This window comes from Ruegeria sp. G12 (assembly GCF_056533565.1).
This window is the reverse complement of sequence record NZ_JBQFOO010000004.1, coordinates 404217-417831: the sequence shown is the minus strand read 5'-3', so window position 1 is coordinate 417831 and position 13615 is coordinate 404217. Positions and strand designations below refer to the sequence as shown.

Annotated in this window: 11 protein-coding genes; 7 read left to right on the top strand and 4 right to left on the bottom strand. The window is 57.7% G+C overall.

Annotated features, from left to right (window positions below; genetic code table 11):
- On the bottom strand, positions 1-1897 hold a 1897-nt coding region (locus ACR0JN_RS12415), incomplete at its 3' end, for a M10 family metallopeptidase C-terminal domain-containing protein (protein ID WP_480885970.1).
- A gap of 923 nt (positions 1898-2820) precedes the next feature.
- Between ACR0JN_RS12415 and ACR0JN_RS12410 the strand changes: the two genes are divergently transcribed.
- The 4 genes from ACR0JN_RS12410 (at position 2821) to ACR0JN_RS12395 (ending at position 6923) form a co-directional block, all read left to right on the top strand.
- On the top strand, positions 2821-3633 hold the full coding sequence (locus ACR0JN_RS12410; RefSeq protein ID WP_480885969.1) for a class I SAM-dependent methyltransferase: 813 nt from the start codon (positions 2821-2823) through the stop codon (positions 3631-3633).
- Positions 3634-4537: 904 nt separating this feature from the next.
- Positions 4538-5074: an RNA polymerase sigma factor gene (locus ACR0JN_RS12405; protein ID WP_480885967.1), complete on the top strand. Its 537-nt coding sequence runs from the start codon at positions 4538-4540 to the stop codon at positions 5072-5074.
- On the top strand, positions 5071-5799 hold the full coding sequence (locus ACR0JN_RS12400) for a hypothetical protein (RefSeq protein WP_480885965.1): 729 nt from the start codon (positions 5071-5073) through the stop codon (positions 5797-5799). Before ACR0JN_RS12405 ends, ACR0JN_RS12400 begins: the two co-directional genes overlap by 4 nt.
- A 47-nt stretch (positions 5800-5846) precedes the next feature.
- Entirely contained in the window at positions 5847-6923 is a 1077-nt protein-coding gene (locus ACR0JN_RS12395) for a helix-turn-helix domain-containing protein (protein ID WP_480885963.1), read from the top strand.
- On the opposite strand, the gene ACR0JN_RS12390 is transcribed toward ACR0JN_RS12395, so the two are convergent.
- Positions 6896-7786 (bottom strand): LysR substrate-binding domain-containing protein, encoded by an 891-nt coding sequence (locus tag ACR0JN_RS12390; protein ID WP_480885961.1) that lies wholly within the window; start codon positions 7784-7786, stop codon positions 6896-6898. The genes ACR0JN_RS12395 and ACR0JN_RS12390 overlap by 28 nt on opposite strands.
- A 106-nt stretch (positions 7787-7892) precedes the next feature.
- Here ACR0JN_RS12390 and ACR0JN_RS12385 point away from each other — a divergent pair, with 106 nt between their 5' ends.
- A complete protein-coding gene (locus ACR0JN_RS12385) occupies positions 7893-8894 on the top strand; it encodes a sterol desaturase family protein (protein ID WP_480885960.1) in 1002 nt (333 codons plus the stop codon).
- An 11-nt stretch (positions 8895-8905) separates the two neighbouring features.
- Here the strand turns inward: ACR0JN_RS12385 and ACR0JN_RS12380 are convergent, their stop codons facing one another.
- Entirely contained in the window at positions 8906-10210 is a 1305-nt protein-coding gene (locus ACR0JN_RS12380; RefSeq protein ID WP_480885958.1) for a UDP-glucose dehydrogenase family protein, read from the bottom strand.
- A gap of 159 nt (positions 10211-10369) precedes the next feature.
- Here ACR0JN_RS12380 and gmd point away from each other — a divergent pair, with 159 nt between their 5' ends.
- Both gmd and fcl read left to right on the top strand, forming a co-directional pair.
- Positions 10370-11494 (top strand): GDP-mannose 4,6-dehydratase, encoded by a 1125-nt coding sequence (gene gmd / locus ACR0JN_RS12375; protein ID WP_480885956.1) that lies wholly within the window; start codon positions 10370-10372, stop codon positions 11492-11494.
- Positions 11495-11505: 11 nt separating this feature from the next.
- The gene (fcl, locus tag ACR0JN_RS12370; RefSeq protein WP_480885955.1) at positions 11506-12483 is read left to right on the top strand and encodes a GDP-L-fucose synthase; all 978 of its coding nucleotides are present in this window, start codon (positions 11506-11508) and stop codon (positions 12481-12483) included.
- A gap of 34 nt (positions 12484-12517) precedes the next feature.
- On the opposite strand, the gene ACR0JN_RS12365 is transcribed toward fcl, so the two are convergent.
- The gene (locus tag ACR0JN_RS12365; protein WP_480885953.1) at positions 12518-13588 is read right to left on the bottom strand and encodes a DUF2793 domain-containing protein; all 1071 of its coding nucleotides are present in this window, start codon (positions 13586-13588) and stop codon (positions 12518-12520) included.
- Positions 13589-13615: the final 27 nt, after the last annotated feature.

Here is a 13615-nt window from a genome sequence, read left to right as displayed (position 1 = left end):
TGTTGTGCTGCCACAGGACGCGGTATCCACCGCCGTCGGCTTCGACGTGAATGGCGCTCCATCCGTTGAGGCTGTCTGGCCCCATGGTGGCGCCGTTCCAGGTGATCTCGGTGCTGCCGTCGATCAGATACATGCCGCGTGTTGACGAGGCGAGGGTCGACGATCCTGCATTCTCAATTGGGGTGGTGACATGCCCGATTGTGCCATCGTTATTGAGATCGACACCATAGAACGCTTCCACATCAACGACATTGTTGACGGCGTGACCAGAGAGAAATGCTCCGCTGGAGTCGAGCGTCCACTCCCGGTAGCTACCGTTGGTATGTTGCCACAACATTTTATAGCCGCCAGAAAAACTGGCCTGAACTTGCAAGGCTTGCCAGCTATTGATGGAATTTTCGCCTATTACCGCTCCGTCACGGGTCACAGCAATGTTGGCCGTGCTGCCACCAAGCAGATAAATCCCCTGCGCAGCATGTTGCAATATTGTGCCCGTAGTCTCGATATCCACTATTTGAGTGGCTGCGGTCAAACTCGATATATCATACTTTTGCGATCCGTTTGAGAACTCAAAAAGCTCAACGTCAAATGCGACTGTGAATGTAGTTCGGTCTATGACGTCAAAGAACTCATACTCGAATCCGTTGTTCAGAAATAAATAGCTGCTGGTGGCGCTCACGAACCGAACTGTGTCTGTGCCTGATCCACCTATGAATGATCCGGTGTTGTTTCTGACAACAGCGAGATCGTTTCCTTGGTTGCCGTGTACAGTATCAGCGCCGGAACCGTTGGCCAGGTAAATTGTATCGTTCCCACCCCCACCATTGATCGTGTTGTTATTGGTGCCATTCGAACGTGAATGAATGACATCATTGCCGCCATTGCCATTCAGTGTATTTTGGGCAGCGTTACCAAAGATCGTATCGTTGCCAGAACCACCCGATGCATTTTCTATGATGACGCCAGCAGCAATAGAAAAGCCACCTTTGACACCGTTTACGTGGGACACGCCTCCTGCACCAAGTGTCGTGTAGTCCAAGGTTGCCGGACGTAGATCTATTCGAGCGTTGCTACTGCCGGTATGCTGAATCGTGTCAATTCCGCCCGTGTCCCAAATGGCTTGGTAACCAACGCCGGCCGTGTTGAAGGACGCAAGAGTGTAGGTGTTCGAGCCCCCATTGGTCGAGTTATTCGCTCCATACATTGCCTGCAATGCGGCAATGTCCAGAGCGCCGAACCCAGTAGATCCGCCGTATGTGGCGTCAGTTCTTAGCACGCCATCACGTTGTGTCCATCCGTCGTTGTAAGACATAACAGTGAAGAAGCCTTGGTTCAGGTTACCAGCCCCGAAGGAACCGAACGGTGACGTTACGCCGTTCATTATTGTCGTTCCCAAGCTGTTGTCATGAGGGTGACCTAACCCAAGGGCGTGACCGAGTTCATGAATCAAAGTGGTAAAGAAATAACCACCGGGATCGCCGTTCCCGCCCGGACCGGCCTGCCAATAGCCTGTGTTAAATGCACCTTCCGATGGCAGCGACGACGGTCCGTAATGGTAGCCCAAGGTATTGGGAGAATTAAAAAAGCTGCTTGGATAGGATGCAATCACTGCGTAGATATCGGCGTTTGACCAATCCGAGACTTCGACGAACTGGATATTTGCGACCGCTTCAATGGCGTCAAGTGCTGCCCTGTAGTCCGCTTTGTATGCTGAGGACCAAAATTGGGACCCATTGTATTGGTCAAAATTATAAGTGAGGACAGTAGTGGTATTAGGATTGCCATCCCCGTAAGCTACGTTCCCCTGAATTGAACTGACTGGTGAGGATGAGGGCGGGCTTGGTATATTAACGGTCATTGTGTGGCCTTGAGTGTAATAATCTGTGGCAAAATTCACGCCTAAGTTGTCATTTTTGAGGCACGAACCAAGCCTTTTCGGCGAAATTGGCGACTTCCCTATGGTAAGCCAAAATGGACGAAAATTCTGAAGTCCAGATGTGGCCTCTGCCTTACGGTATTCGTCTGATCCTATCGATACAACCGCACTTTAGGGAGCTATTCTGGCGCGTCACAATTTGTAATCAATTTCGAACGTTTTTTGGTGCCACGCCTGTGTCGCGTTTGCATCGCGAAAGCTCGGTGGACGCGTTTTTCCAAAAAACCCAAGTGTGCTCTTACGGATTAGAATTGACTGAAAACACGCATTTCTCATCCAGAGTTGACTTTCTGATACAGTAAAATAGGCGTGAAAACAATGGGTTCTTACCCCGCCAAGGGCTTATTCGATTGATTGGAACCGAGACATTTCTGGGAACTTGCTGGGTCTCCAGCCAGCAGAAGCAAACTTCGACTTCTAGCAACAGACGCTAACAAGCCACAACCGGGAAAATTTGACTTGCGCGCCTTTGTTTGACGTCCTGCGCGAGGGGCAATACGCTGCGATTTTCGGCACGCGATCCGAGGCGTCTACCATCCGGCAGCAATCGGATAGGCACCGTAGTCTAACTTTTGGATACACCCACGTTAAGCAAATCTCGGACGCAGCGACAGACGCGGGATGTCCGGGTCGGAGCAATTTTCATTTAACCGAAATGGCTGCGGGAAAGGAGATTGCCGTTTTCTCCTAAGCGGTTACGATCAATGGCTGTTTTGTCACATACTCTTCGGGCTCGGTGCTGGAAGCAATGTTGAAACTACTCCCTTCCGTAACCCCGTCACCCTGTTTCTCTCATATCAAAAAGATGCACCGATTGACACGAAGGCGAAAGCCTATAAGGAGTTCCGGCGATAAACGGCAAGATACATTCAGAGGGCATAGAGATGACCACAACCGAAAAGCCTTGGTATTCTCATTTGGCGGCAAAGCTACGGCGCAAAGTGAGGCCCACAGCTTATCGGGTCAAGTCAATCGAGGCTTCGGTAGAAGAACTGAAGGCACTAACTGCCCGCTTGAGTGACGCACCGCCAGCTTTTCGACTGCCATTGTATCACCCACCGGTTGATGGGTATGATTTGCGCAGTATCGCAGAACTCGAGGCCGCTTTTTCGTCGGCAAGGTACCTCAATCGACATCTCAACAAGGCTAAGATGTTTCAAACACTTGATGCTTTTCTGCGCGATTGCGTCGAAGAGGCGGGTGAGCAGGGCATCTATCTGGAGTTCGGTGTGTATCTTGGGCGGTCAATCAACTTGATCGCAGAAAACGCGGCCTCAGATGCCGAAATTTTTGGATTCGACAGCTTTGAGGGTCTTCCAGAGAAGTGGCGCGAAGGTTTCGACAAAGGCCTCTTCTCGCTCGACAATCTGCCGGAGGTCCGTGAAAACATCAAACTTATTGAGGGCTGGTTCGATGAAACTCTGCCGGATTTTGCAGCGTCTCTGAAGCAGAAAATCGGATTTGTCCACATTGACTGTGATCTTTACAGTTCCACTAAAACTATCTTTGATTGCCTGCACCCGCACTTTAAAGATGAGGTCATTCTCGTATTCGACGAATACTTCAATTACTCGGGATGGGAGCAACACGAGTACAAAGCATTCCAAGAGTACATTGAGCGTACTGGGTATCGCTACGAGTATATTAGCTGTGTCCCTGTTCATCAGCAGGTGGCGGTTCGTATGTTCACAACATAGGCAGAAAGCGCACAAGTTTTTCACACCAACAAAGGGCGAGCAGCGTTACCTGAGTTTATTTTACAATTCTCTGATCCCCAAAATAACAGGGTGATGTTGCCAAGATTGGCCGTTTTGGGTTGTGGTCAACAACCTGCAAGATTGGCGTAATTACAAGAGTTGTGACCCGCTCCCCCTGAGATGTCTGGCCTGTCGGGTTAGCCTGTTCTCCAATTGAGGAGACAGACAAAAAAGAAGCCGTTTCAGCGAAGATCAGATTGAAAGAGCATCAAGCTGGTTCGGCGCTCAGAAACTATGTCGCAGACGTGGGATCAGCGATGCGACATTCTACAAGCGGTGGTCCAAATACGGCGGTAGTTAGGTATCCGACGTTGCCAAAATGAGGTCCTTGGTGACGAGAATACCAAGCTCAAGCGGCTACTAGTGGACAAGGTCTAAACGCCCATCGCCTAGTTTGGCTTGGGCGCGTACTCAGCACTTTGATAGAAGTCAGCGTTCTAGTCGCTCAGAAGCCTGACATTTCGGCCAGACCGGACTCTATCACACGGCTCGCAACTCCCGCATTGTTGAACACATATTCAATCATGCGGTTGTTCCGAATGTCAGCAGTGATTTCAAGCTAGGACAGGTCGATCTCAATCTCGGTCTTGCCGTTTGGGCTGATCTGGCCACTGGGATTGATGAGACCGTTCACTTCGCTCACGGTGCCTTTTTGATCGCGCCGCAAGTCATATGCGAGCCGTAGGGGTCGGTGTCCAATCTGTCGATAGAGTGGGGATTTCGAGCATACGCTGCCGTAATCGTTCCCGCTCTCAACAGAAGTTTCATTTCCCTCCCCGAACTTGTATGTCACTCCTTATCGAACGGGCCCGGTCCGTGGCACAAACAGGTCATGTATTGGTCAATGAGCACTAAGATCACTTCCGAACAAGCCGTACGGCGGGCAGTGCAGGCGCATTCGAAACGCGTCTGGCGGTTTGCTCTTGCGTTGTCGGGGGCGTCGGATGTGGCGGATGATTTGGTGCAGGCCACCTGTCTGCGGGCTCTGGAGCGGCACCATCAGGTGACATCGCATGATCGGCTGGATAGCTGGCTGATGACAATTTGCCGCTCAATCTGGCTGAACGAGGTGCGCGCGCGGTCGGTACGGCGGGCGCAGGCGCTGTCGGTGACGCCCGAGGCTGATCTGGTCGCAAGCGGGCCGGATGCCGAGACGAATATTTTCGCGTCTGAAGTGTTTACTCAGGTGATGCACCTACCAGAGGCGCAGCGGGAAACGGTTATGCTCGTGTTTGTCGAAGGATACAGCTACCGCGAGGCCGCCGCGCTGCTGGAGGTTCCCATCGGCACGATCATGAGCCGCCTGTCGAACGCGCGGCGAAAGCTGAAAACCGTGATGCAGCATGAGGCGGCCGGGGCCGCGCAACGGAGTGGCAAATGAAGGTCTCTGACGACACACTTCTGGCCTATCTGGACGGCACGCTGGATGAAGACCAGTGCCGTGCCATCGAGGCTGCGGTTGAGGATGATGCCGAGCTTGAGCAGCGCATGATGGCGCTCGATCCGATTGCCCCGATGGTGCAGCAGGTTTTCGACAAGCTGCCGTCGGAAGTCCCGTTTATCGACCTGCCAGAACCGGAACGCGCCGGGGGTGTCCTTCGATTGGTTGCCGTTGCGGCCTCTGCCGTGATTGCAGCCATCGCGCTGACCTTCTGGGCGACCCGCCCGGCCCCGATGGGGTGGGCCGAACAGGCCGCGATCTATCAATCTCTCTATGCGCCCGAAACGATCGCGGCGCTGGACAGCACGCCTGCCTTGCTGGATGCACAATTCGCGCAGGCGGAGCAGCGGCTGGGCCGGTCCCTGAACCGCGAGACGCTGGAAGGGTTGCCGGGGTTAGAGCTGAAACGGGCGCAGGTTCTGTCGTTCAAGGGCAAGCCTTTGATCCAGATCGTTTTTGCCGACGAACAAGGGCAGCCCTTTGCCTTCTGTGTCATCCGTCAGGGTCCGGCGGCTCCGAACAAGGATGTCAAACACGCGGTTCTCAGCGGGCTGGCAACCGCGACCTGGGCGCAGGACGGGTATGGTTACATGGTCTTGGGGGACGGCGCGCAGGCGGATCTGGGCGGTGAACTGGACGTTTTGATGCAATCCTTCTCGGGCTGACAGAAAACCCCTTGTGAAGCGGCGCAAATGCCCAAAGAATACCGGGCATGAAGTCGAAACGTGTCATGCCCGAACCGGATGACGAGGCCGAGGATCTGGGGCCTCAGAGCATCTATGACACGGACCCATCCGAAGACGACCTTTGGTTTCTGCCCCCCGAGGATGACGAGCCGCAGGACGCGTTTCTGCCGCCGGGGCCACGGGCCGATACCCGGACGCTGTTTGACCCGCGCGACTGGCGTGCAGCTCAGGATGGGCTGTCGGCTGAACTGGCCGATCTTGCCCTGACCTTCGGTGCTCTGGACGAACGGTTGCGGGCGGGGCCCGAGGGGTGGACCCATCGCCTCGCCCTTATGGATGTGTCCGATCTGGGTTGGTGGACAGGCGATCGCATCAGCGTGGATCGCCTGGCACTCTGGACCGGGTTGCGGATCGGCGCGACCGGGGACGATGTACAGGCCCTGTTCCGTGCCGGATGGGCAGTGCGGCGCTTGACCGGCGGAGCGGCGCCCTCCGTCGGTGGGTGGGAGGCCGGACTGACCGCCTTTCTGGACCGGATGGCGCAGGGGATCGAAGAAGTGCCCGAAACCGTAGCCGATCTGGCTGAGGTGATGCGCAATGCAGAAGGTCTGCACCCGGTAACGCAGGCCGCAATCGCCTTTCATGCCTGGCGTGCGCTGTCGCAGGGGATCGGGCAGGATACCGAGGCCGCCATTGTCGCCGCCCGCCACGCAGCTTCGATGGGCCGGGGCGGGGCGCTGTTCATGCCGCTGGCCCTGTCGGGGCCGGGTGCGCTGCGGGGGACCGGTGAGCCCGGCAAAAAGCTGGCGGCCTGGGTGCAGGGGGCAGGGCAGGCGGTTCTGGCGGCTCTGCTGCATCTCGACCGGGTGAGCGCCTGGGAGATCCGCGCGCGCGAAGCGGTGGAAGATCTGAGCGGCCGGACACCGCCACGCCTGATTGATGTTCTGACCGCGTGGCCCATGGTATCGGCCCCGCTGGCCGAGGAACTGACCGGCGCGTCCCGAGCAGCGGTGCAACGCAATATCGACCGTTTCACCCGGCGCAACCTGATCCGCGAGGTGACGGGGCAGGGGCGCTATCGCGTCTGGACTGCGGCGCTGTAGTCCAGCAGCCAATCCCGAAACACCCGCGCCGAGGGTCGCAGAGAGGCGCGCGATGGGTAGATCAGGTGGTAGGCTTCCTGCCCGGACACCTCGACCCCCGGCAGGCAAGGCACGAGCCCTGACAGTTTCATGATCCGGTCTGATGCAGGGGCGCGGGCCAGTGCAATTCCGCTTCCGCTGGCGGCGAGTTCCGCGGCCATCAGCGAATTGTCGGCAAAGAAATACCGCGCCCGCCCTGCGGGCAGTCTCAGGGTTTCGAACAGATGCAACCAGCTTGCGCGGTGGGTGGAAACCTCGATCAGGGTGAATTGAAACAGGTCTTGCGGCGATTTGATTGCAGCCGCGGTATGGGGCGAGGCCACGGGGTACAGACGCTCGCGCAGCAACTCGTCGCCTTCGGTGCCGAACAGCGCCGGGTTGCCAAACACGATCTGCAGATCGGTGAACCGGTTGGCGAAATCCGCGATCAGATTGCCTGTGGACAGCGACAGGTTGATTTGAGGCTGCGCGCGTTGAAATTCCGCTAAACCGCTGGCCAGAATGCCATGCGCGAACAGCAGCACCGACTGCACATAAAGCCGCTGCTCGCGCGTTTCGCCAAACAGCCCGGTCGTCGCCGTTTCAAGCATCAAAAGCGATTGCTGCACCGAGGGCAGATAAGCGCGGCCCGTCTCGGTCAGGGTCACCGCATGGGCGTGGCGATGAAACAATGGCGTGCCAAGCCGGGTTTCCAGCGCTTTGACCTGCTGGCTGACGGCAGCGGCTGACATGTTCAATTGCGTCGCTGCGCGCGAAAAGCTTTCAGTGCGGGCGGCGGCTTCAAACACGCGAAGCCAGTTGAGCGATGGGATGCGGGTGGCCATGCGATCAGGCTAAGCAAAACTTATCCTCACGGGCAAGACAATACGTTCTGAGCCTTCACGCGGCCAGCCTATGATTTCAGTCAGCGATCAGAACGGATGTCATGCCATGCCCCAGCCCGCCCTGCCACCGCGCCCGAAGCGAAAAATCTGGAACTATACGCCTCAACTGCCGATCCAGACCTCACCCTATTGGGACTGGCCGATGAAACCTTTGGCGGCACTCAGGTACCTGCTGCAAAGCTGGAACCCGTTGGCGTTGCGGGCCTTACTGTTTGTCTTTGCCATCATCACATGGACCTTCCTGACACCGTCACTGGCACGGATCGAAACCTTCAGCTGGGACTGGGTGGCAGAGATTTGGTTCCGCAATTTCTGCATCCTGATGGTGGTGGCCGGCGGGTTGCACCTGGCCCTGTGGAAGTTCCGCACCCAGCAGGACGAATACCGCTATGACATGCGCCCGATGATGAAAGGGGCCAAGGTCTTTACCTTCAAAAATCAGGTCTGGGACAACATGTTCTGGACGCTTGGCCCTGCGCTGACTTTCTGGACATTCTGGGAATGCCTGATCCTTTATTCCTACGCCAATGGCTGGGCCACGATGATCACCTTCAACAGCAACCCGGTCTGGTTCGTTGTGATGGTGATCTTTGTGCCGATCTGGGCGGGCTTCCATTTCTACTGGCTGCACCGGCTGCTGCATGTGGGGCCGCTTTATACCAAGGTGCATTCTTGGCATCACCGCAACATCAACACCGGCCCCTGGTCCGGGCTGGCGATGCATCCTGTCGAAAGCTTCTTTCTGATGTTCGACACGATGATCTTCTTCCTGCTGCCCGCCCACCCGATTCACGCGATCTTTCTGCTGTTCCATCACGGGATCGGCGCGCCCACCTCGCACGCGGGGTTTGAACATGTGAAACTGGGCAACAAGGCGAAGTTTCAGCTGGGCGATTTCTTTCACCAGCTGCATCACCGGTTCTTCGACTGCAACTACGGCACGTGGGAGACGCCGTGGGACGAGTGGTTCAACACGTTCCATGACGGGACCGAAGACGGTAATGAACTGGTCAAGGAACGGCGGCGCAAAATCTGGCTGGCGGAATAGGCGGGGCGCGTTCAGCGCCCGACGCCCACATAGGTCTCGAACCCCGAACTCAGCGCTTTGGTTTTCGAGTAGATGTTGCGCAGATCGACCATGCGGGGGGTTCTCATCGCCTCGGACAGGTCGGTCAGCTTCAGGGCGCGGAATTCGTTCCACTCGGTCAGCAGGACCACGACATCCGCGTCCTGCGCTGCGGCATAGGGATCGTCCATCCATTCGACACCGGGCAGCAATGCCTCGCCTTCAGACCGGCCCTGAGGATCGACCACGCGCACTTTTGCGCCGCCCCCGATTAGGGCGGGCACGATGGTCAGAGAGGGCGCGTCGCGCATGTCGTCGGTGTTGGGTTTGAACGTCACGCCCAGCACCGCCACGGTCTTGCCGTTGAAACTGTCGTCGCAGACCTCGCGGATTTTATCGACCATCCGCTTCTTGACCTCGTCATTGACGCGCATGACCGTTTCGGTGATCTGCATCGGATGGGCAAAGTCCTGGCCGATCCGCGCCAGAGCGGTGGTGTCCTTGGGAAAGCACGAGCCGCCATAGCCCGGCCCCGCATGCAGGAACTTGTTGCCGATGCGGCCATCAAGTCCGATCCCGCGCGACACTTCTTTGACATCCGCGCCAACACGCTCGCACAAGCCCGCGATTTCGTTGATGAAGGTGATCTTGGTCGCCAGAAACGCGTTGGCGGCGTATTTGATCATCTCGGCGCTTTCCAGATCGGTGGTCAGGATCGGGAAGTCGCGCAGGTAAAGCGGGCGGTAGATTTCCGCCATCACCTCGGCCGCGCGGTCATTTTCGATGCCGACGACAACCCGGTCCGGGCGCATGAAATCGTCGATCGCTGCGCCCTCGCGAAGGAATTCGGGGTTCGAGGCGACATCGAAATCCGCATCCGGGTTCGCTGCGGCGACAACCTGATGCACCTTGCGGTTCGTCCCCACCGGCACCGTGGATTTGGTCACGATCACGGTGTAGCCGGTCACGGCATTTGCGATCTCTTCCGCGGCGGCCATCACATAGGTCAGGTCCGCATGGCCATCGCCACGCCGTGTCGGTGTGCCCACAGCGATGAACACCGCATCCGCGCCATCCACGGCCGTCGCCAGATCGGTGGTAAAGCTCAGACGCCCGGCAGCAACGTTCTTGGCCATCAGCACATCCAGTCCCGGCTCATAGATCGGAACTTTGCCCGCTTGCAGCATCTGAATTTTCTGGTCGGCCTTGTCGACGCAAATCACCTCATGACCGAAATCCGAAAAACACACGCCCGACACCAAGCCGACATAGCCCGTGCCGATCATCGCAATACGCATTCAACAAAGTCCTTCTTACCAAATACCGCCGACGGCGCGCCTACATTCAAAGAAACCGCCGTCAGTTTCAATGCCCGATAGCGGCCTTGGCTTGCATTCCAACGGTTCTTGCTGTTTTTGAGACACCACATCGGAGCACGGGCTTTTGTGAGGCTAACCATGACCAAGACAGCATTGATCACCGGTATCACCGGGCAGGACGGATCGTACCTGGCTGAGTTCCTTCTGGAAAAAGGCTATGAAGTTCATGGGATCAAGCGGCGGGCCTCCTCGTTCAACACGCAGCGCATCGACCATATCTATCAAGACCCACATGAGCCCAACCCCAAGCTGCGCCTGCACTATGGCGACTTGAGCGACACCTCGAACCTGACCCGTATCATCCGCGAAGTGCAGCCGGATGAAGTGTACAACCTTGGTGCACAATCCCACGTCGCCGTCAGCTTTGAAGCACCAGAGTATACAGCGGATGTCGACGCCATCGGCACCTTGCGCCTGCTCGAAGCCATCCGCTTTCTGGGGCTTGAGGGTAAAACGCGGTTCTATCAGGCCTCAACCTCTGAGCTCTATGGTCTGGTACAGGAAACCCCGCAGCGCGAGACGACACCGTTTTATCCGCGCTCGCCTTACGCGGTGGCCAAGCTGTATTCCTATTGGATCACGGTGAACTATCGCGAGGCTTATGGGATGTATGCCTGCAATGGCATCCTGTTCAACCACGAAAGCCCGCGCCGGGGTGAGACCTTTGTGACCCGCAAGATCACGCGCGGTTTGGCCAATATCGCGCAGGGTTTGGAAGAGTGTCTGTACATGGGCAATATCGACAGCTTGCGCGACTGGGGCCATGCCAAGGACTATGTGCGGATGCAGTGGCTGATGCTGCAGCAGGACACGCCTGAGGATTTTGTGATTGCCACTGGCAAGCAATACTCGGTGCGTCAGTTCATCGAATGGTCGGCGGCTGAGCTTGGTATCTCGTTGGAGTTCACCGGTAGTGGTGTAGATGAGATTGCCACCGTGGCAGCCATCGACGGCGACAGCGCGCCTGCATTGAAGCCAGGGGATGTGATCATGCGCATCGACCCGCAATACTTCCGCCCGGCCGAGGTGGACACGCTGCTGGGTGATCCGAGCAATGCCAAAACCAAACTGGGGTGGGAGCCGGAACTGACAGTTCAGGAAATGTGCGCCGAAATGGTGTCCGCGGACCTCAAAACCGCAAAACGCCACGCGCTGTTGAAAGAGCACGGATTCGCTCTGCCGGTCAGTCTGGAAAACGGCTGAGGGAGGGCGGCATGCGCAAGATATACATAGCCGGCCACCGCGGCATGGTTGGCGGCGCGATCCTACGCCAGTTGCAAAAGCGGCAGGCCGCCGGCGAAGCGCTGGAGCTCGTCACCCGGTCGCACGCCGAACTGGATCTGACTGACCAATCGGCGGTGCGCGATTTTATGCAGGCCGAGCAGCCGGACGTGGTGATTCTGGCTGCTGCGAAGGTCGGTGGCATTCAAGCCAACAACACTTACCCGGCTGATTTCATTTATGAAAACCTGATGATCGAATGCAACGTGATCCATCAGGCGTTTGCGGCAGGTGTGAAGACGCTGCTGCAATTGGGAAGTTCCTGCATCTACCCGCGCGAAGCTGCGCAGCCCATGCGAGAAGACGCCTTGCTGACCGGAATTCTGGAACCCACCAACGAACCTTACGCGGTGGCGAAAATCGCCGGGATTAAGCTGTGCGAAAGCTACAACCGGCAGCACGGGGTCGACTACCGCTCGGTTATGCCAACGAACCTGTATGGGCCGGGCGACAATTTCCACCCGGAAAACAGCCATGTCCTGCCCGCCCTGATCCGCCGGCTCCACGAGGCCAAGCGAGACGGTCTGGACGAAGTGGTCATCTGGGGCACCGGCAAACCCCGGCGCGAGTTCCTGCATGTTGATGACATGGCCGAGGCGTCCCTGTTAGTGCTCGACCTGCCGCGCGATGTCTACGCTGCCAATACGTCACCCATGCTGAGCCATATCAACGTGGGCTGTGGCGAGGATATCTCGATTGCCGAACTTGCAGCGCTGGTGGCGGAAACCGTCGGATTCTCGGGCCGGATTACACAAGACACGAGCAAACCCGACGGAACGATGCGCAAGCTGATGGATGTGTCGCGTCTTGGCGATATGGGATGGCGCGCCAGCATCGGGCTTGAAGACGGACTGCGCGATACCTATGCGTGGTTTCTTGAGCAATCGGATCAGAGTTTACGCGCCAAATAGCCGCCCGACCGCCGGGGGCGGGCGGCTGCGGTGTTCAGAACCAGCGGCCAATCGCTGTGACGGTCGGCGGCTGACTGGTGGAGTCCGACACGGCTGACAAAACCTTGCAGGTCACTTGCGATATCGACGGTGCATCAAAGCCGAGGAACCGCCCGGAAGCCCCGCCACTACCACTAACAGCAGGGGCGGCAGCGAAAGCCGCCGGAAAATCCCATGTTGTTGAAGTGCTGGCAAAAAGCGCACCCTCGCCCGTGGTGCAGGCCACTGCGACCAGTTCGGTGGTGCAGATCAACGTGCCATCCGCAAACCGGACAAACTCGCCATTTGCGTTGCTGCCGCGCTCAATCACGGCACCGGTCGGGGTGCCGGAGGTCTCAGAGACCGACCCCAACAGATTGCCCGGCCCATAGCCATAATCCGCGCGCATCAGACGACCGGTTGTGGTGTCATCCGCGCTGGCCTGTACCGCCGCACCTCTTGCGGTTCCGGTGGTAGGATCGAACGCCAGCGCCTCGGTCCAGTTGCCGCCATCGTGCGAGACTTTGATAGAGAAGCCGGTGCTGCCGGACAGGCCCATCTCGGCATGCCCGGTCCAATTGGACTGAAACAGCAGCGAGGCTGTGTCGCCCGTGTCGGCCTTGTTGATCTTCAACTGATGGCCCGCGCCGTCATGGCTCAGCAGCGTGGCAGGGCTGCGCACCGACAGCCGATTGGCGCTGTCATAGCTGGTGGCGATGCCGACGCCCGCCAGATTTTGGGTTGTAACCGGCGGGTCGATCCATGCGCTTCCATCCCAGACCTTCATCTGACCGCTCGCCTGATCCCAAACACGCCAGCCGGTTCCCGGCGTCACAAAATGCCAGGCGTTGTCCAGCCACGCGGCAAGCTCATTCGGGTGCCCGACCCAATCGCCCGAAGGGGAGGAGCCCAACGCATACAACTCACCCTGATCCGGCGCAGGGGGCGGGGTCGTGCCGTTGGTCGATAGGACGCTCAGTTGCACCACCAGATCCAACCGGCGCAGGGCCTCGTTATGCGTGACATGCTTCTGCGCCTGCGAGGGTTGCAGGAAAGGCAGGTTCAATCGGGGAGAGTTCTGTGACACGGGCGTCCTCCTGTGGCTGTCGGTCCG

Excerpts from the sequence above, each read along its gene's own strand:
- ACR0JN_RS12410 (WP_480885969.1), top strand. The coding sequence starts at position 2,821 with ATGACCACAACCGAAAAGCCTTGGTATTCTCATTTGGCGGCAAAGCTA.
- ACR0JN_RS12405 (WP_480885967.1), top strand. The coding sequence starts at position 4,538 with ATGAGCACTAAGATCACTTCCGAACAAGCCGTACGGCGGGCAGTGCAG.
- ACR0JN_RS12400 (WP_480885965.1), top strand. The coding sequence starts at position 5,071 with ATGAAGGTCTCTGACGACACACTTCTGGCCTATCTGGACGGCACGCTG.
- ACR0JN_RS12395 (WP_480885963.1), top strand. The coding sequence starts at position 5,847 with ATGAAGTCGAAACGTGTCATGCCCGAACCGGATGACGAGGCCGAGGAT.
- ACR0JN_RS12390 (WP_480885961.1), bottom strand. The coding sequence starts at position 7,786 with ATGGCCACCCGCATCCCATCGCTCAACTGGCTTCGCGTGTTTGAAGCC.
- ACR0JN_RS12385 (WP_480885960.1), top strand. The coding sequence starts at position 7,893 with ATGCCCCAGCCCGCCCTGCCACCGCGCCCGAAGCGAAAAATCTGGAAC.
- ACR0JN_RS12380 (WP_480885958.1), bottom strand. The coding sequence starts at position 10,210 with ATGCGTATTGCGATGATCGGCACGGGCTATGTCGGCTTGGTGTCGGGC.
- gmd (WP_480885956.1), top strand. The coding sequence starts at position 10,370 with ATGACCAAGACAGCATTGATCACCGGTATCACCGGGCAGGACGGATCG.
- fcl (WP_480885955.1), top strand. The coding sequence starts at position 11,506 with ATGCGCAAGATATACATAGCCGGCCACCGCGGCATGGTTGGCGGCGCG.